At 43.9% G+C, this 19,332-nt stretch carries 18 protein-coding genes; 7 read left to right on the top strand and 11 right to left on the bottom strand.

Features of this window, described 5'->3' with window-relative positions:
* Window positions 1–9 precede the first annotated feature (9 nt).
* On the top strand, window positions 10–1,272 hold the full coding sequence (locus JMW94_RS04025; RefSeq protein ID WP_201601529.1) for a YbfB/YjiJ family MFS transporter: 1,263 nt from the start codon (window positions 10–12) through the stop codon (window positions 1,270–1,272).
* Between the two features lie 9 nt (window positions 1,273–1,281).
* On the opposite strand, the gene JMW94_RS04020 is transcribed toward JMW94_RS04025, so the two are convergent.
* Window positions 1,282–1,770 (bottom strand): Lrp/AsnC family transcriptional regulator, encoded by a 489-nt coding sequence (locus JMW94_RS04020; RefSeq protein ID WP_201559817.1) that lies wholly within the window; start codon window positions 1,768–1,770, stop codon window positions 1,282–1,284.
* A 218-nt stretch (window positions 1,771–1,988) separates the two neighbouring features.
* Here JMW94_RS04020 and leuA point away from each other — a divergent pair, with 218 nt between their 5' ends.
* Together leuA and JMW94_RS04010 are read left to right on the top strand one after the other, a co-directional pair.
* A complete protein-coding gene (gene leuA, locus JMW94_RS04015; RefSeq protein WP_201559818.1) occupies window positions 1,989–3,773 on the top strand; it encodes a 2-isopropylmalate synthase in 1,785 nt (594 codons plus the stop codon).
* 267 nt (window positions 3,774–4,040) lie between these two features.
* Entirely contained in the window at window positions 4,041–4,661 is a 621-nt protein-coding gene (locus tag JMW94_RS04010) for a hypothetical protein (protein WP_201559819.1), read from the top strand.
* Window positions 4,662–4,776: 115 nt separating this feature from the next.
* Here JMW94_RS04010 and accC read toward each other — a convergent pair whose 3' ends face one another.
* From accC to JMW94_RS03985, 5 genes are all read right to left on the bottom strand, one after another.
* Complete coding sequence (gene accC, locus JMW94_RS04005) at window positions 4,777–6,138, bottom strand: acetyl-CoA carboxylase biotin carboxylase subunit (protein WP_045454980.1); 1,362 nt, start codon at window positions 6,136–6,138, stop codon at window positions 4,777–4,779.
* Window positions 6,139–6,292: 154 nt separating this feature from the next.
* Window positions 6,293–6,721, bottom strand: coding sequence for an acetyl-CoA carboxylase biotin carboxyl carrier protein (gene accB / locus JMW94_RS04000; RefSeq protein ID WP_201601526.1), 429 nt, complete (start codon window positions 6,719–6,721; stop codon window positions 6,293–6,295).
* Window positions 6,722–6,971: 250 nt separating this feature from the next.
* On the bottom strand, window positions 6,972–8,339 hold the full coding sequence (locus JMW94_RS03995) for an MATE family efflux transporter (protein WP_201601756.1): 1,368 nt from the start codon (window positions 8,337–8,339) through the stop codon (window positions 6,972–6,974).
* A gap of 461 nt (window positions 8,340–8,800) precedes the next feature.
* Window positions 8,801–9,841, bottom strand: a complete 1,041-nt coding sequence (locus JMW94_RS03990) for a hypothetical protein (protein ID WP_201601509.1) — start codon at window positions 9,839–9,841, stop codon at window positions 8,801–8,803.
* 148 nt (window positions 9,842–9,989) lie between these two features.
* Complete coding sequence (locus JMW94_RS03985) at window positions 9,990–10,484, bottom strand: EVE domain-containing protein (RefSeq protein WP_201601506.1); 495 nt, start codon at window positions 10,482–10,484, stop codon at window positions 9,990–9,992.
* A 261-nt stretch (window positions 10,485–10,745) separates the two neighbouring features.
* On the opposite strand from JMW94_RS03985, the gene hemW reads away from it, so the two are divergent.
* Window positions 10,746–12,044 carry a radical SAM family heme chaperone HemW gene (gene hemW / locus JMW94_RS03980; RefSeq protein ID WP_201601503.1) on the top strand — a complete coding sequence of 433 codons (1,299 nt, stop codon included), beginning with the start codon at window positions 10,746–10,748 and terminating at the stop codon, window positions 12,042–12,044.
* A 114-nt stretch (window positions 12,045–12,158) separates the two neighbouring features.
* Here hemW and JMW94_RS03975 read toward each other — a convergent pair whose 3' ends face one another.
* Window positions 12,159–12,299, bottom strand: a complete 141-nt coding sequence (locus JMW94_RS03975) for an entericidin A/B family lipoprotein (RefSeq protein WP_045447789.1) — start codon at window positions 12,297–12,299, stop codon at window positions 12,159–12,161.
* Between the two features lie 302 nt (window positions 12,300–12,601).
* Between JMW94_RS03975 and JMW94_RS03970 the strand changes: the two genes are divergently transcribed.
* Window positions 12,602–13,147: a tRNA (cytidine(34)-2'-O)-methyltransferase gene (locus JMW94_RS03970; protein WP_087815244.1), complete on the top strand. Its 546-nt coding sequence runs from the start codon at window positions 12,602–12,604 to the stop codon at window positions 13,145–13,147.
* 82 nt (window positions 13,148–13,229) lie between these two features.
* On the opposite strand, the gene JMW94_RS03965 is transcribed toward JMW94_RS03970, so the two are convergent.
* The 4 genes from JMW94_RS03965 to tusD all read right to left on the bottom strand — a co-directional run bounded on the left by JMW94_RS03965 (window position 13,230) and on the right by tusD (window position 14,898).
* Window positions 13,230–13,601, bottom strand: coding sequence for a TusE/DsrC/DsvC family sulfur relay protein (locus JMW94_RS03965; protein ID WP_087815245.1), 372 nt, complete (start codon window positions 13,599–13,601; stop codon window positions 13,230–13,232).
* Window positions 13,598–13,957: a hypothetical protein gene (locus tag JMW94_RS03960; protein ID WP_227685406.1), complete on the bottom strand. Its 360-nt coding sequence runs from the start codon at window positions 13,955–13,957 to the stop codon at window positions 13,598–13,600. Before JMW94_RS03960 ends, JMW94_RS03965 begins: the two co-directional genes overlap by 4 nt.
* Before the next feature lie 114 nt (window positions 13,958–14,071).
* Window positions 14,072–14,395, bottom strand: a complete 324-nt coding sequence (locus tag JMW94_RS03955; RefSeq protein WP_045454966.1) for a hypothetical protein — start codon at window positions 14,393–14,395, stop codon at window positions 14,072–14,074.
* 71 nt (window positions 14,396–14,466) lie between these two features.
* Window positions 14,467–14,898: a sulfurtransferase complex subunit TusD gene (gene tusD / locus JMW94_RS03950; protein WP_087815247.1), complete on the bottom strand. Its 432-nt coding sequence runs from the start codon at window positions 14,896–14,898 to the stop codon at window positions 14,467–14,469.
* A 216-nt stretch (window positions 14,899–15,114) separates the two neighbouring features.
* Here tusD and glnE point away from each other — a divergent pair, with 216 nt between their 5' ends.
* Together glnE and JMW94_RS03940 are read left to right on the top strand one after the other, a co-directional pair.
* A complete protein-coding gene (gene glnE / locus JMW94_RS03945) occupies window positions 15,115–17,994 on the top strand; it encodes a bifunctional [glutamate--ammonia ligase]-adenylyl-L-tyrosine phosphorylase/[glutamate--ammonia-ligase] adenylyltransferase (protein WP_201601489.1) in 2,880 nt (959 codons plus the stop codon).
* Window positions 17,995–18,277: 283 nt separating this feature from the next.
* On the top strand, window positions 18,278–19,207 hold the full coding sequence (locus JMW94_RS03940) for a branched-chain amino acid transaminase (protein WP_201601486.1): 930 nt from the start codon (window positions 18,278–18,280) through the stop codon (window positions 19,205–19,207).
* Window positions 19,208–19,332 lie beyond the last annotated feature (125 nt).

Below are 19,332 nucleotides of genomic sequence, written 5' to 3'. Positions count from 1 at the left end.
GGCTCTGTCATGATGACTGCTCTCAAAAGCCGTGCTTTTCCTCATATTACCAATGAAGCTGCCATTGCCTGTATCGGTATGTACTGCATGGCAGTCGTCATGGGCTATGGGCGTTTTTTGTTTACTGCTACCTTGCCCGATATTATGGTGCAACTTTCGATTTCAACGACGATTGCAGGCTGGCTTGCCTCTATCAATTACATCGGTTATTTTATCGGTGCCCTCATCGCCATGTTTGTGCCTCAGCGCTCGACGTGGCAAGCGCTGACACTGTGGGCAATTATAAGTGTCGTCACAACGATGCTACTTGTCGTACCCGATATGTCATTAACTCTATGGTATCTCATTCGTCTAATCGCAGGTATTGCAAGCGGGGTAGCGATGATTTTAAGCTCATCGTTTGTTATTCAAAGCTTAAGTCCTGAACGCCGCTCTGTACTGTCGGCAGTACACTACGCAGGTATTGGTGTGGGCATCAGTGCCTCTGCCATACTGACGTGGTGGTTGTTAATATTGGGCTATCATTTTGATGTCATTTGGTTGGTAGCAGGCTTTACAAGCTTACCTCTGTTATGGCTACTCTATGCGGTAAAACCAAGACAAACAAATGGTTCCGACTTGCTGCGGACTGATCCTAAACAGCACGTGTCAGTGCATCAAACCTATTTGAGCTTTAAGCGCGCTTTGTATGAGGCCATTGCTGGTCATCGTAAGGCTATTGCTTTGCTGTCAGCGAGCTATGTACTGGCAGGATTCGGTTATATTACCTCTGCGACCTTTTTGCCAGTCATGGCAGCACAGCGGCTCACGACGCAGACGTATGCTGGATTGCTCATTTGGCTAGTCGTTGGTGTGTTTGCGATGTTATCAAATCCACTGTGGGGCGCACTTGCCAAACGAATTGGTGAAATAAAAACATTAATAGGTTTAACAATATTACAAGCATTTGGCATGTGCTTGCCCATATGGTTCGACGGCGCTATTGGGTTGTATGGTAATGCTGCTATTTTAGGGCTGACATTCGTAGGTATGGTGTCGATGACGCTCACTTTGATTAAAAACATCAATCCTGCTTACTCAAATTTGCTGATAGGATTGGCAACTTTGGCTTATGCATTGGGTCAGTTCTTGGGACCATTGGTGACGGTAGCATTGGCAGGGCAGGACGACAATTTCAATGCAGGGCTACTCGTTGCCGCCGCTGGATTGATGGTTGGATTGGTGCTGTTACTATTACTATTGTTTCGTCGACAGCCACCGACTACCATTTAAACGACACTACTAAACCACACTACGATTAAATATTTCTCGCAACTCAAAACTGGTATGCACTTGAGCAACACCTTCGATACGATTGAGCCTATGTAATAAAAACTCCTCATAATGTGCCATATCGCGTACCCTTACCTTGATAAGGTAGTCTTCCGTACGACCCGTGACAATGCTACAGCTAATGACTTCATCAAAGCTCTGAATCTTGCGCTCAAATTGCTCAAAGCGCTCAGCCGTATGGCGGTCCATACTAATCGCGATAAAGACGGCGAGCGGGTAGCCAAGTTTTTGCGCATCTGTTTTGGTGTGATAACCTGTGATAATACCAGCATCTTCTAAGCGTTTAATACGGCGTGCACAAGGCGTGGCTGACAGGTTGACGCGTTCGGCAAGCTCGGTGATACTCATACGTGCCTGAGTTTGCAATACGCGCAAGAGCTGTCGATCGATCTCATCAATATCGGCTAAATATGGACTATCCAGATGACTGTTTGGCATGATCTGTTGCTTTATTAGTGAATTCAGCTAATTATACTGATTAAATTGTATTTTTTCACTAAAATAGCGCCATATATTATCAAAGAAAGCTGATTTCTATTGCATAAACTCTGATATTATTATGGTATAAACATTGGTTATCTCGTATGATAAACATTGATCTAATCACCAGCCGTCCAGCTAAAAACATAAATTCCCATATCATCTAAGGATTGATTATGTCTGACCAAGCCAAACGCACTGTAGCTTCAACGACTGCAAAGATTACACCCAAAAATGCCGCTTTTGATTATAAAAAGTATCGTCCATTTGCTTTTGCGCCATCGCTGTCAGATCGTACTTGGCCGAGCAAAACGATTGAAAAGTCACCAATTTGGGCAAGTGTGGATCTGCGTGATGGCAATCAAGCACTGATTGACCCGATGACGATCGAACAAAAAATGCGTTTTTTTAAAACGTTGGTTGAGGTTGGTTTTAAAGAAATTGAAATTGGCTTTCCATCAGCGGCGCAGGTTGAGTTTGATTTTGCTCGTAAACTTATCGAAGAAAATCACGTCCCAGACGATGTGACTTTGCAGGTATTGGTACAGGCTCGTGAGCATTTGATCGCCCGTACGTTTGAGTCATTGAAAGGCGCGAAGCGTGCGATTGTCCATGTTTATAATTCAACGTGCCGTGTACAACGTGAAAAGGTCTACGGTAAAGATAAAGCTGAAATCAAAGAAATTGCTGTTACTGGTGCTAAATTATTGGTTGAATATGCGGCTAAATACCCAGAAACAGAGTGGGTATTCCAGTATTCACCAGAGAGCTTTAGTCAAACGGAAACTGAATATGCTGTAGAAGTCTGTGATGCGGTCTGTGATGTGTGGCAACCACAACAAGGGCAGGAAGTAATTTTAAACTTGCCAGCGACGGTTGAAGCGTCTATGCCCAATGTTTTTGCCGACCAAGTCGAATATTTCTGCCGTCATCTTGCCCAGCGTGAGCATGTCATTATCAGCTTGCATACGCATAATGACCGTGGCTGTGCGGTTGCAGCAGCAGAGCTTGGGGTATTAGCGGGCGCCGATCGTATCGAAGGTACGCTATTGGGTAACGGTGAGCGTACGGGTAATATGGATATCATGGTCATGGCGATGAACTTGTTTAGTCAAGGTATCGATCCAGAGCTTGATTTTAGTAACATGAGCGAAATTGTACAAGTGGTCAGCGAATGTAACAATTTGCCCTTACATCCGCGTCATCCATACGTCGGCGAATTGGTCTTTACGGCCTTTAGTGGCTCGCATCAAGATGCCATCAAAAAATCTCTCGATTATAACGAAAAGCATCAAAACGAGACGGATAACGTTTGGGATGTGGCTTACTTGCCAATTGATCCGGCGCATATCGGTCGTAGTTATCAGGATGTGGTACGTATCAATAGCCAGTCTGGTAAAGGCGGTGTGGCTTATATCTTGCAGCGCAACTATGGCTTTAATTTGCCGCGCTGGATGCAAATTGACTTCAGCGGCGTGGTACAGAAGCAAGCTGAATCAGCTGCTCGCGAATTGCAGAATGATGAAATCTTACAAACCTTTGAAGACACGTATCTACAGCAAGGCAGTTTTGAGCTATTAGATTATACGGTCAATAATAAAGGCGGTGAAGTCTACTTTACTGGTCAAGTACAAATGAATGGGGACATCATTAATATTGATGGCACTGGTAATGGTCCATTATCATCGTTTATAGACGGACTTGCCCAGCACACTGGTAAATCTATCCATGTTATTAATTACGCTGAGCATGCCATCAATCCACAGCACAATAGCGGTGATGGCATCGATGATGATACCAATAATGACAACAAAACCAATGCCAATGCCGCTGCTTACATTCAGTTGAATGTTGATGGGGAGGTTTATTCTGGTATTGGCACTTGCAGCAGTACTGTATCAGCGATGCTTAAAGGCGCCTTATCAGCGTTTGCTCAAGCAGTTAGTACTATCACTGCTTAATGTCTTTATGATCGTTTTGATAACTTGTCGCTATAACGCTGTCGCTTCTTGTCTTTAGCAAGTAAAGCGATGGCGTTATTTTTTGCATGAAAAAAGACAGTCTATATGTAGAAAGTAGACATTTATGATTATCGCCTATCTTGCAGTTGGCTAAAGCATCGCGACTAATAGCATAATGTTACTTGTGTTTTTGATGTCTAAGACTTACGCTAATGTACATAACTCATATTATTATATTATTATATTATTATAAACAAAAGGTTAATTATGGAACCTATCTCACTTGCTTCATTTTCATTGGCTGCTATTTTGGCGTCATTGCCAGTAAATGGCGAAGTGGTCACTAAACCGACTATTACCACTCATATCAGCCCAGCTATCGCAGGACAATGGGAAATCGACTTAGACAGTAGTATCACGATGACCAAAGAAGCCAAAGCCAGACAAGCTGTAGCAAAAGAGCTGAAACAGACAAAAAGTGATGAGCCAGAAGTAACTGCTGGTACAGAAGGCGGTGTCCTTGTGCAAAGTGAAAAGCGCGTCCTTAATATTAAGCCAAATACCAACAACCAGTTAAAGGTCTCTGCCAAAAAAGCAAGCCAGTGCCGCGAGCTATACAATTTTGCGGCCGATAATGAGATGTGGGCAGTGAGTGGCAAAGAGTGGACATATGGTCGTTACCTAATCACGCACCGCGAAGAAGGGCTGCCCATTATTGCGCTAAAAACAGTCTATGACAACAATGAAGTAGATTGTTCAGGTAACCAAATCGACCAAACTGACGAAGCGTTGATTGCGTTTTTAAACCACGACGGCAACCAAATGCAGTGGTGTGCGGATCCTGATGGTAATGAATGCTTTATGAATTTTAATAGAGTGTTGCCATAGCACTTTATCGTTAATCATAAGACTTAAGACCATTTTTTTCTACAATAGAAACATAAAAAAACCGCTATCTAAATAGGTAGCGGTTTTTTTATGTTTAACAATGAATCAAAGCAGGTTATACATCCGCCTTCTTTTTATTGCCAGTTAGAAGCTCTCTTTCAAGGTAATGAATATTTTGTGCTTCGTGAATAAAATTGTCATCTGCCAAAATGACATCGCGATGCAGCGGGATATTGGTTTTAATACCCTCAATCACCAATTCATCGAGTGCATGCAGCGTCTTAGAGACGGCTTGCTGGCGCGTTTGACCATGGCAGATAAGCTTGCCAATCAATGAGTCATAATAGCTTGGAATCTCGTAGCCCGGGTAGAGGTGCGAGTCAAAGCGTACACCAGCACCACTGGGGGCAAATAACTGAGTGACTGTACCAGGACAAGGCATAAAGGTGGCTGGATCTTCAGCATTGATGCGACATTCAATGGCATGGCCTTGAATTTCAATCTCGCTTTGACGATAAGACAAACCGTAGCCGGCTGCGATTTTTAACTGCTCGACAACCACGTCGATGCCAGTAATCATCTCAGTTACCGGATGCTCAACTTGCACACGAGTATTCATCTCAATAAAAAAGTATTCATTATTTTCAAATAAAAACTCAAAAGTACCGGCACCGCGATATTTCACCAACTCACATGCTTTAACGCAAGCATCTAAGATAGGCTGACGTACATCATCAGGGATATCAGGCGCAGGGGCTTCTTCTAATACCTTTTGGTGACGACGTTGCAATGAACAATCTCGATCGTATAAGTGAATGGCATTACCGTTACCATCGCCAAGCACTTGTATCTCTACGTGGCGCGGATTTTGTAGGTAGCGTTCCATATACACGGTATCATCACCAAACCACAGCTCAGCTTCTTGCTTAGCAGCCTGTACTTGCCCAATGACTTCTTCGAAGCGCTCAACCACACGCATACCGCGACCGCCGCCGCCAGAAGCGGCTTTAATCAATAACGGAAAGCCGATATGGCGTGCTTGCTCTTCAGCATTATGCAACGTTACCGCGCCCACTGAACCAGGGACGGTCGGTACGCCAGCTTTTTTCATCGCATTAATGGCAGAGACTTTATTGCCCATTAATCGAATATGATCAGCATTAGGACCAACGAAAGTGAGACCTGCTTCTTCGACGCGTTCAGCGAATTCAGCATTTTCAGCCAAAAAACCATAACCCGGATGGATAGCGTCGGCACCAGTGATTTCAGCTGCGGTTAAAATAGTATTGATATCAAGATAGCTTTGATTGGCATTGGGTTTGCCAATACAGATTGCCTCATCAACAAAGCGCAGGTGCATCAAGTTTGCATCAGCTGTGGAGTAGATACCGACGGTCTCTATGCCAAGGGCTTTGCAGGCTCGAACGATACGTAGGGCAATCTCACCTCTATTGGCGATGAGCAGTTTTTTTATCATGGGGTCATCCTTGTCGAAGCGGCGGTCATTGATAGAGTCGTTATTTTAGGCACCATTAAATCGAGCTACGATAAAGATAAAATAACTCAAGCTAAAATGCCAAATGATAACGAAATCTCTATCATAATGAGGTAAAGGTTGGTAAATAGTGTCGTTAAGCTCTATAGCGTATGACGGGTTGACCAAACTGTACCACTTCGGAGTTATCGACTAAGATTTCGTCAACGACACCACTTTGCGTTGCCTCAAGAGGATTCATAATTTTCATGGCTTCGATGATGCCCAATGTGTCACCAGCTTGCACCTTTTGTCCGACCTTTACGAATGGCGGATCATTAGGGCTAGGGGCTGAGTAATAAACACCAACCATCGGCGATGTCTCAACGCTACCCGCTTTTACCGCTGGCTTTGCTTCAGCAGTGACAGGGGCAATGCCAGCAGTAGGTGCGGCCATCATGGTCGGTGCAGGCGCATCATAGTGACGAGTTAAGCTGATATGTTCATCATCTGAGCTGATTTCTAAATTAACCAGTTCACTTTCTTCCATGAGGGCGATTAGGGTGCGTATTTTTTCAATATCCATAGTTTTAATTTTGCCTTCTACTAATTTCAAGAAATAGTGTAACTAAATATTGTGTAGGTAATTGCTAATGATACCTATATTCATGGCAATGAGCAATCGATGTACAGTTGTTAACTGAGTTTTTTTACATATTATGACGTAAGCATTTCTTACGAGTAAGAAATGCTTAATGATTTATCATAGTCTATGTGACCATGTAGCGCCAGTCATGGTTAGTAGATACTGCATTTACATCAGTATAGCTGATGCATTAACCCCACATCGTCGTCAGACGCTTTTGTTGATAGCGCAGGCGTAGGGTGAGTAGAATAGACGATAAGAATAAACCCGTGATTAATGCCATCCAAAACCCTTGTGCGCCTATATCGGTGAAGCGCACCAAATAAACACCGAGTGGCAATGCCACCAGCCAGTAACAGAACAACGTGACCCACATTGGTATCGTGGTGTCTTGCATGCCGCGCAATATACCAGCGACGTTGACTTGCCAGCCATCGAACAGCTGATAACCAAGGGCAAAAATAAGTAAATGCATAGATTGCGTGATAACGGCTGGGTTATCAGAGAATGCGGCTGCCAATTGCGGCCTAAATAGCCAAATACCAATCATACAAGTGAGCGCAATCAATACTGTCCAGATAAGACCAGTGGCTTGCACTTGACGTAACGCCATGAGGTTTTTTTCGCCAAAACGATTGGATACCATGATTGTCAGTGCCATAGCGACCGATATCGGAATCATAAACAGCTGGGAAGTCACCGCTAATGCCACCTGATGCGATGCGGTTGCTAGCTCACCTAATGGACTGATAACAAGAGCGCCCAAGCTGAACAAACTGGCTTCAAAAAAGATAGAGATACCAATCGGAATACCAAGTTTGAGGAGCTTTTTAATCTGTGCACGATTAGGACTGGCAAAGGCATAAAAGAAGCGCGTGCTGGCAAACTGCTGTCGCTTAGTAAAGCTGGTATAAGCCGCCAGTAATAAAACGTTTATCCATAACACTATTGCCGTTGCGACCCCGCAGCCTGCGCCGCCCATTTCGGGCATGCCAAACAGACCGTGGATAAAAATATAGTTAAGGGGAATATCGGCAAGTAGCCCGATAATACTAATCACTGTCACCGGCTCAGGTCGCCCAAGTGCTTCGCAATAACTGCGCAGTACCGCATAGACAGCCAGTGCGGGAAAACCAAACGACACGCCATGCAAATACTGCGTTGCGATCGGTTGGATGTTTTCAGGCACACCCATGACCCCAAGTACATTGGGTGCTAAATTAACGATGATAAAGCCCATAATACCAATGACACTAGCGGTCCATAAAGACTGCTGCGTGATATGCGGCACTTGATGGTGCTTATTTTGACCAATCGCCTCACCAATAAGAGGGGTGGTGGCGATTAAAATACCAGTGGCTAATAAAAACAGCGGCAGCCAAATACCAGAGCCAACGGCGACGGCCGCCAAATCAAGCGCGGAGACTTGACCTGCCATGATAGCATCGACCACACCAAGTGCTGCTTGGCAAAACTGAGTAATTAAAATAGGAAGCGCGAGCACGCCTAAGCGTAAGCTGTAGCTTTTAAAATCTCTAAAAGATAATGGGAAAACCATAGTGAGCAACTTTTTATTCTTTGCGGTAATTATGATAGATGAGCAAATATTGCCATCAATAAAACAATAGCGAGACGGTCATACCATGACCAAAAATTTGAGCAGAAAAGCAAATGAGAATGAGGACACGCCCTAAGCAAGTTTAACCAAGCCAATCCAGTTTTTTGGATGGATGTAAAAGGGGGAGTCGTGCCGACGATAATACTCCGATAAATAATATGAGCAAGCCTATATAGACAGAGTATGCAAAAAAAGTCAGGCACAAAAATAAAAATAACCTGTCAATCCAAGCAGTGGATTGACAGGTCATAAATAAATAGAATGGTAAAGAAGCCACGCTATGATGTCAACGCTTTAAAAGCGTTGTATTGATCTTAAAAACTGACTGTGAAAGGTAATCGATTCAATAGAGTGTGCACTGGACGATAACCATTCTAACTTATAGGCACATCAGCAGGCATTTATAGCGACTCAGGCAAATCTTGCACCACTGCTTGATAGCCAATCAAGGTATTATTGGCATCAAATGCTTGCACGACAATCACGTAATTGGTGAACATGGCTGGAATGACAGGGGCAAACTGCGTTTCAAGATTACTTAATATCACGTTCTGCACATAGCCGTTGGCACCAGACTCGGCCTTGTTGACATCAATTTGGCTGACCAGTAAATGCTTGGTATTGGCAGGATTTTGCCAACTGACGGTCTTTTGACTGCCATTACCGATGACATCAAGAGTCATTTTGCCCAGACTATAATCAAGTGGGTACGTCTTAAAATTAGAGCGATCGCTGATGGTGTAGGTGACGTTGCAATTTTTTTCGCTACTGGTTAGTTTTTTACCGCCAAGGCCATCCTGATACTCAAAGCTACCTCTCCAAGGTGATCCTGCTTCTTTTTCCTCAAAGCTCCCCGCAAAGGTGGTTAATAAGTTCGGTGTTTCTACGCCCAAATCATTGATATACTTAATGTCTAAAAACGCTAACGTATCGAGACTGCCTGTTATTTTACCCGCGATATAGTTGTCAACCTTAATGGCTGAGTTGATGCCCAGAGTGTTATTTTCTTGGCAGGCTTGCTGCTGATAACTAACGCTACCATCTACGCTGCCAGCGCCATCTTTGCTGATGTCAAAGTAAACGGCACCGATATCGATATCGTCGCTGTCACCATCGTCAATCTCAATAAAGTGTCCGACATATAAACCGCCGCGACCGCCTTCTGGGGTTATTTTATCCAAGAAATTATCGAGCGATTCTTCTGGTAAAAATACCGACTCCAGAATCTCGGCCATGGATTTTTCATCATCGCTCAGCTTATCTTCGACTTCTTTATACTTCTCTTTGACCTTGTCTTCCACACGATCATATTCATCTTTCACCTGATCTTCTATTCGGTCATATTCGTCTTTGACCTTGTCCCCGTCACTGCCACAAGCGCTAAGGGTCAGACTGAATATACTGACGGTTAATACAGATAATAGTAGTTTGGGTGCGCTCATAAGCGGGTCCTGATAATGGGGATAAAGGTGTGATAAAGAAAATCGAGAAATGAATTGTTGAGCATAAATCGCAAATATAGCAAATTTTTTGCAGGCAGCGCATCAATAAGTGTTCGTTTATAACACTAAAAACCTTACTCAATCGTTACTATCTAACCACTGGTTGCTCAGATAGTAGATTAAGCGTTTCTGCCATATCCATAATGGCGTACCAGTGTTTGGCGTCTAGTGGAATCACGGTAAGTTGCTCACAGCCTTTTCTCATTAATAGTGAACCCTCAAGTGCGGGTAAAAATTTAAGGGCTGATAGTGGTAGAATATCAATAAATGCTTGCTCAAAAGTGACGTCTACCATATACCATCGTGGCTCATCTTCGGTGGCAATAGGATCGTAATGACGGTGCTCAGGATGGAACTGGCAAGGGTCAGGGTAGCCTGCTTTGCTTACCGTCATGATGCCAGCGACGCCAGACGGCTTAGCGCTAGAGTGATAAAAGAACACCTTGTCGCCGACCTGCATCTCGTCACGCATGAAGTTACGAGCGCGGTAATTGCGCACACCATCCCAACTGTCGGTCTCTAGGCGTTGCAAATCATCAATACCAAAAAACTTGGGGTTGGATTTCATCAACCAATAAGCCATATCTTTATCCTATTTATCATTATCAGCCATTCATTATTTGCAATGTCACTGTATGCAATGTCATTTTATGCCATCATTCTTCACTATTTTGCCTATAAAAGTACAGGGTTAACATGCATGTTTGTGACTGATTTTGTTATTGATCGGCTTTTCTTTAAGATAGCCTTTTTTTTAATCACATTAGCCGTTATCCTAGCGCTACTTTCTGCTAGTGACAGCAGTCATCCATTTATGTAACCTTTTTTATAGATACCTTCGTTTATGTCAAATATTACACCTGCTCATTTTTCTGATAATCTCAGCGCTTTTAATAATACTGCGAGTGGGATACAGGTAAGCGCCATTCCACTGGCGCTTTATATTCATATCCCGTGGTGTGTCAAAAAATGCCCTTATTGTGATTTTAATTCGCATGAGTTGCCGATGGATATGCAACTATCTATGTATGACGAATATGTGGATGCGCTGCTGTCAGATGCCGCCATGCAGCAGTCGTTAACCCAAGCGCGTGAAATCAGTTCGATTTTTATCGGTGGTGGTACGCCTTCACTGCTACCCATTGTGCAATACCAGCGATTGTTTACTGGCCTACGCAACATCTTTAAGTTTGCTGACGGCATTGAAGTGACGATGGAAGCCAATCCAGGCACGCTTGAGCATGCGCCTTTTGCCCAATATTTAGAGGTGGGTATCAATCGTTTGTCGATAGGTGTACAAAGTTTTGCGGCTGATAAGCTCAAAACCCTTGGTCGCATACATGACCCTGCACAAGCATTGTCAGCGATTCGTGCGGCGCGCGAGGCTGGGTTTGAGCGAGTCAATGTCGATTTGATGCATGGGCTACCGCAGCAAACGATGAATGAGGCGCTGAACGATATCCAGATGGCGCATGATGCTGGGGCGACGCATATCTCTTGGTATCAATTAACGATTGAGCCCAATACCGTATTTTACCGTAGCCAGCCGATTTTGCCAGATGAGGATAACTTGGCAGATATTGAGCAGGCAGGTCAAGCGTTGTTGCAGCAGTTGGGCTACCGCAATTACGAAGTATCCGCGTGGGCAGGCGCGTCAGATGAGGCATGCTGTCACAATGTTAATTACTGGCAATTTGGTGACTACCTAGCGATTGGTGCGGGCGCGCATGGTAAAGTAACTATTGCTCATGAAGCATCAGCATTAACAGAGAATCGCTTAAAGAATGACTTGCTAGCAGATTCTGGTATTTATCGTTTTAGTAAGTCACGATTGCCTAAAGATTATGTGGATTATCAAGATAACACTGATTCTTCTGTTAAACAAAACGCACCAAAAATGGTGGGTTGGCAGGAAATTGATAGTGAGGAGTTGGTGAGTGAGTTTATGCTGAATGCGCTACGTCTACATGATGGCGTCGCTTGGTCGATGTTTACCGCAAGGACAGGGCTGAGTTACGATGATATTGCTGTACAAGTGGCGCAATTGATTACTCAGGGATTGCTAGTAGACAATACTGAACGACTACAGCCAACGCTATTGGGTCAACGTTATCTCAATCAGATATTGCGAGCTTTCTTATAATTGGAGATATTCACGGCGTCTTTGATGTCAGTCTTCACGATCGAAAAATAAAGTCATAAAAAAAGGCTTATCACGTAAATGATAAGCCTTTCAAATACTCAAAAAAATCAATACTTAGATTTTATTTTGTACGTCTTGTGCGCCGCCAGTAACAGCTTCGCCAGCGCTTGATACGTCTTGGCCCAAACCTTTAAAAGTGTTGCAACCAGTTAGAACAAACATAGCAGTTAAAGATGCGATGATTAATTTTTTCATAATAGAATCCTCAAAAATGGGTCGTTATAAATAATAACAGTGATGCTAAGCATTAGGCTTGAGCCTCACTGAGGGGTTATTGGATAAGATAATAATTGATAAATACTATCTCGATATCCGTTAGAGACATCATAGTGAAAGTTAAAAACTGTGCAAAGTATCAAAATGTAATTATTGGCAGTAAACTGTAACTTTTAATTACCTTTTGCTCAGAAATTCAAATAACCATCATTTTAGTAGAGTCTGTCCACGTTATCTTGGATCGACGATAATACGCAGATTTGACGACTTAAGGAGTCGATATGACCACCCATATTGTGTTGGTAGCGCCAAAAATGCCTAGTAACACGGGCAATATTATCCGCTTATGTGCCAACACGGGCGCGCAGCTACATTTGGTCAGGCCATTAGGGTTTGAGCTTGATGATAAAAAGCTGCGGCGTGCAGGTTTGGATTATCATGAATACGCGCACCTACAAGTACATGATGATTGGGCAGCAGCAAAACGGGCGCTACAGGCAGCGGATTGTCATATTGTCACAGCATTGACCACCAAACTGAGCAAGCCTTTCTATGACTATGACTTTGGTGGACAGCCGATGACTGACCAGATGCCTAATGTTGCCTTAGTATTTGGCTCTGAAACGGCAGGTTTGGCAGATGATATTCGTGAAGATATAGGTGCTGATAATTGGCTGAGGCTACCAATGCTGGCTGATTCACGCAGTCTGAACTTATCGAATAGTGTGGCGATATGTTTGTATGAGGTATGGCGTCAGCAAGATTTTACTGGCGATGAAGGTCGTAGTATCGGTTATGAAACCTTAACGGTATATGATCCAAAATAGCCATGCATTTTTTACTGATTGCAGGCGATGATCCAACATTCAGGTATTCATCGCCATTCATATATCTTATAAGCCATATATCTTACAAACAGTTGGGTGGTTTGGGCAGACCGGCAAGGCGATTGACATGGCGGGCAACCAAGCCAGTGTTGAATAACTGCTGTAGTTTCTGATTGCTGATATCATGCTCTGGCAAGGTTTTCTGTAACCATTTAATCAGTGGGCGCGTGGCTGGTGCGTGATTAAACTGAGTAAAAAATGCCCGTACCTGTTGTAAAATTTGTAAATGCTCAGTTTCTAGATGCACCTCTAGAGTGTTGGCCAATTGCTGAGCGATATCAGGGGTCCAGATGTTATGGTCACATAAATGACCGTCTTGATCTAATTCAACGTTGATTGCCGCTGTTATATCATGATTGGTTATATCGTAATTGATCGAATTATCGTTATTCATAGGGCAATGGTCACTACTTTATCAAACCCCGCATTATTAGCATCGGTATTACTAAAATTGGTACTCTGAGTTAGATTGACCCATTCTTCATCGGTTAACAGCCCACTCAACTTGGTCTCTAAATTGAGCTTCGCGCTGGTATTGGTACTTAGCTGCGCCACATCATCGGCTAAGGCATAAATATTTGCGATGCCTTGTATTTCACTGTCACTCAAATAGGCATCAAGCCAACTGATAAAAGCCACGGTGCTACCAAGCAAGAGAATACTGTCACCGGTGCGCCATGTCCGTGACATCTCATCGACACTGCGCCTGAGCATATCCATTGTGCTGTGTATTTGATATAAAGTTGCCATAACAGTGTCCGATTCGTTGCTAGATTTAGGATAAGGCGTGTCCTCATTTTCATCTCTATTTTTAAAATGAGGACACGTCCTAGTATTTAAAGTATTACAAATAAAATGGCGAGGCTAAAAGCGTAGTATTTGCTCAAAATCTGAAGCGTTCACCACTTCAGGTATCAATGTCAATTGTGAAGCCAAATCAATAGGCAGCATACCCGTGACCCACCCGCTAAAGACATCGTCAGGTAGCCAAGCGGCTGGCATGTCATATAGCTCAAGCGACTGAATCATGCCGTGCAAACGCGACGCAGGCTGCATCAACAAGCCAAAAACAGGCGCATCCAAATACAGCTGTACTTCATGACCAAAGGTGGCTAGCGTTAATGCAAGCGCACAGCCTTCATAACTCGCCATTTCAGTCGGCGTGAGCAGCTGAATTAATAATTTCATGGTTAATTCCTAATCTAATTGGTCGCTGACAGTTATTATCATAAGATGTAATCTGTCTGCACGGCAAGTCATCAAAATTGCATCAAACGACAGTCGCCTTGCATCATCATCGCAAGCTCACTCAGTCCGACCAGTGAAAAGCCGGTGGCAAGGTTGTCACCATTAAGTTGATGGCGTTTGCTGTTATCCGTGTCGCTAATGCCGCGACTGAGAGCAGTACTGACACAGACAGGCAGCGCTAACTGGAACTGCTCAGCGAGCGTTTGCCATTCTTTGGTCAAATTAATTTGATCCGCCGACTGCCAGCGTAAACCATTGGCCGTATGCGCCGCATCGCCATAAAAAAACACGTTTAAGGTGACATTATCTAAGGTGACACTATCATTGATATCTTTATTATTGGCAGCATTTTTCAGATAAGCGCGTGCATAACGTAGCGCTAAATGGGCAAGTGGGTGGCTAGGATCAGCAGTAATCAGAAGCAATGGGGTCATGGTGGTCATAAGAGCTCTTTTCAATCATCTGCGCTAAAGTTGTTTATGCTACCATAAAGTGCTCAAAAGCAAATAGGGTCACTGTCATTAAACGTAGTTTTATATTAAATACCGACATATTGCGTATCGTTAGTTGATGTTGTGACTACTTCGTAAGAAAAAACGATAAACTTATGCGCTAAGTTCACGTAGTCTTATCACTCTATGCAAGGAGTTATGTTCCCTATGTCATCCGCTATGCCTTCACGTGCAACCCATGGTACAGATTGTCAGTATACAACCGAACAGCTGCAAATATTGCAGACGGCAAGCGAGTTCGCTTATCAAATTTGGGAGAGTCGAACGGTTTCATGCCAAACGTTTTTACGTAGCTACCCGTTAGATCGAACCTTAACTCGGCAGCAAATCGATGATTTGATTCAAGATTATACGTTAGATGATAATTACCAACTTGCTGATGAAGTGAAGGTGATGAGTGGCCTGCGTCATCTACGTACACTGCTGATGATGCGCTGGATTTGGCAAGATGCCTTACAACTGATAGCACTTGAGCAATTGACCGACGAGCTGTCTGAGTTTGCAGACGGCTGTATCTCATTTGCCAAAGATTATACCTACCAGCATTTGATTAAACAGTACGGCGAACCAACGTTTATCAATGCTAAAGGTAACGTGCAAATTGATGACATGGCGATTATGGCGATGGGTAAGCTTGGCGCTCATGAGCTGAACCTATCGAGTGATATCGATCTTATCTTTGTTCATCAGGCTCGCGGTGTAACCAGCGGTGATAAATCAAAAGGCACGCGCAGCATAGATAATAAGCGGTTTATGACAAGGCTTGGTCAAGGTATTATTAAATTACTGGATCAAAAGACGGCTGATGGCTTTGTCTTTCGGGTCGATATGCGTTTGCGCCCTTGGGGTGACGGTAGTGATTTGGCCATTCATCTATCCGCATTACAGAAGTACTTCTCTCAACATGGACGTGCATGGGAGCGTTTTGCATGGCTAAAAGCGCGAGTAGTCGGGCAGCTAGAACAGCCGTTTTATGATGAGATACAAGCGCTCATCAAGCCCTTTGTTTTCCGTTATTACGTGGATTATAGTGCTTTTTCAGCGCTCAGGGAGATGAAATCCCTTATCCAAAACCAAGTCGCTCAGCGGGAGGATTTGGATAACATCAAGCTGGGTGCTGGTGGTATCAGAGACATTGAATTTATTGTGCAGGCCTTTCAGTTAATTTATGGTGGCAGGCATCCTCAATTACAGGTGAAATCTTGTTTACAAGCGATGCAGGTATTACATAAGCTTGAGTATCTAGAGAGGACTACTTATCAAGAGCTCCAAGCCGCGTATCGTTTTTTACGTCGCCTTGAACACGCCATTCAAGCGATTAATGATCAACAGACTCAGCGCCTGCCACATGATCCGCAGTGGCAGCATAACTTGGCAGTTACCCTTGGGTTTGACGATTGGAACGCACTGTTAGATACCCTTAACCACCACCGAGACAATGTCAATGTTCCCTTTGAGCGTATGGTGACCGAACGTCAGGTACCGGATCATGAAGACACAGATCTTGAGCCCGAACATCTTGATGAACAGATTGCACGATTGAATGATGTGCTCACGGCAGAAAATCGAGTGCTATTACAAGATTTTTGGCAGTCAAAGATGGTCGCTAACTTAAGCGATGAGGCTCGCGAGCGGTTGGATGACGCTTATCCTGTGATTATCCATGCGTTACTCGCTCATCAAGAGCAGCAGCAATTGGCCAATACCGCTTTGCCGCGTCTCATTACATTGCTCGAAGCGATTTGTCGTCGTTCTATCTATTTGGTGATGATTGCAGAAAATCCCAATGCGACAATTGAGCTGATACCCATGCTATCGGCCAGTCCTTGGATTGCCAAAGAGTTGGCACATTATCCTGTGCTTTTAGATACTTTTTTACAGCAGCGCTATCGCCACTTGCCGGACAAGCCAGAGTTGCGTGATATTTTGCGTCAACAGCTATTGCGCGTAGAGCCTAATGACGAAGAAGAGCTGCTCAGCGTATTAAGACTATTTAAGAAGAACCAAGTGTTGGCGGTCGCCGCCAGTGATGTATTGGCTGAGCGTCCGATTATGAAGGTGTCGGATTCTCTTACGTATATCGCAGCGGTGGTACTAGAAGCCGCATTAGAACGGGCCTTTGCAGAAATTGTCAAACGCTACGGCTATCCTATTGGTCAAGATGGCGACCCAGTGACCGAGGCAGACTGCGGTTTTGCCATCATTGGTTATGGCAAGCTTGGCGGGCTAGAGCTGTCTTATTCTTCAGATTTAGATCTGGTGTTTTTGCATAAAATAAAAGAGCAGGGCATGACTACGGGTGAAAAATCAGTCAGCGGTATGAAGTTTGCTGCCCGTTTGGTACAAAAGCTGATGAACTATCTCAATACCCAAACTCGAGATGGCCGCGCTTATGAGATTGATATGCGTCTGCGTCCTTCAGGTAATGCTGGCATGATGGTGGTGTCTTGTCATGCTTTTGAAACCTATCAGCTAGAAAAGGCATGGTCGTGGGAGCATCAAGCCTTGGTACGGGCGCGAGCGATTTGCGGTGACAAGCGAGTGACGGCACGCTTTTGTGATATTCGCCGAGACGTATTGTCATTACCGCGCACGATAGAGCAGGTGCGTACAGAAGTCACCAGTATGCGTATTAAGATGCAAAAACATCTGGGCACCAGTCAATGGCAACAACAAGCAGGTAAGTTTCATCTTAAACAAGATGCAGGCGGGATCATCGACATTGAGTTCTTAGCGCAATTTGCAGTATTGGCTTATTCGCATGAGCATCCAAGCCTGACCAAATGGAGCGACAACGTTCGTATTTTCGAAGAAGTGGCATCACTGGGTATTTGGGAGGAGCAAGTCTGCCAAGATTTAACGGATGCCTACCTCAGAATTCGTGCTGCTACTCATCAATTGGCACTATCAGAGCAATCGCTATTGGTGGATGAGTCACTGTGGAAAGAAACACGAGCATTAGTACAAGCGCAATGGCAACATTTGATGGGTGTTAATTTGTCCGATGGCGATTCGCCTAATTCTTAAGAAGGTTTTTGCTTATAAATAATAGCCTGTGATACTCAAACTAAAAGATTTCATTTGCTAGTACCGCCAGTGATATAATCGGCGACACATTACGATAAAGCTGTCAGTTGTTGGTTGTTTCTTAGTAAGGATAACACTATATTTTAGCAATAAAATTTGACGCTGCGGTGTTATCATATGATGTTGATAAATACGATTAAACAAAACCTATAGTCGAAGCATTTATACGTGCGTCGACTATACCTAAAAAAATAGCCGTTAGTGCTAACATAAGGATTATAAAATGAATATGGCAACACAAGATGGTAAGCTTTGGATGAATGGCACAATGATTGAGCAGCCAGATGCCAAAGTCCATGTGCTGACGCATAGCTTGCATTATGGCATGGCTGTGTTTGAAGGTGTGCGTGCTTACCAAACTGCTGATAATCGTACGGCAATTTTTCGCCTAAAAGAGCACACCGAGCGCCTGTTAGGCTCTGCAAAAATCTTTCAAATGAATGTACCGTTTGATGCAGCGACTCTGGAGCAGGCGCACAAAGAGGTGGTCAAGCAAAACAACTTGGCAGAAGCCTATATCCGCCCACTAATTTGGGTCGGTGCAGAAAAGCTTGGTTTATCGTCACGTGATAACAGTATCAATGCAATGGTTGCTGCTTGGCATTGGGGCGCTTATCTGGGTGAAGAGGGTATCAAAAATGGTATCCGTGTAAAAACCTCGTCATTTACTCATCATATGACCAATGTGACCATGTGTAAGGCAAAAGCCTCGAGCAACTATCCAGTTTCTATCATGGCAAACCAAGAAGTCACTCGTAATGGCTATGACGAAGCAATTTTGATGGATCCGCAAGGTTATGTCTGCCAAGGTGCTGGCGAGAACTTGTTCTTAGTAAAGGATGGTGTATTGCACACGCCAGATTTAGCGGGCGGTGCACTTGACGGCATCACGCGTCGTACTATCATTCAATTTGCCGATGATCTAGGCATCAAGGTCGTTGAACGTCGCATCACTCGTGATGAGTTTTATTTGGCGGATGAAATATTCATGACGGGTACGGCGGCTGAAGTGACGCCTATCCGTGAATATGATGATCGTACTATCGGCAATGGTGGCCGAGGACCTTTGACTGAAAAGCTACAAACCTTGTACTTTGATGTGGTGCATGGTCGCAATGAGCAGTATATGGATTGGTTAAGTTTTATTGATTAAGACTAGTTCATGAGGTAGTAGAATTTAATAAGAGACCCAAGACAACTTAGTTGTCTTGGGTCTTTTGCTGTATTTATAAATTGGTTGCGAATAAATAAAGGTCACATTGATAACTATCATGGTTA

It is taken from the genome of Psychrobacter immobilis (assembly GCF_904846185.1).
Lineage (GTDB): Bacteria > Pseudomonadota > Gammaproteobacteria > Pseudomonadales > Moraxellaceae > Psychrobacter > Psychrobacter immobilis_B.
Note: the sequence above shows the minus strand (reverse complement) of the source record. Positions and strands in the feature narration are given on the sequence as shown.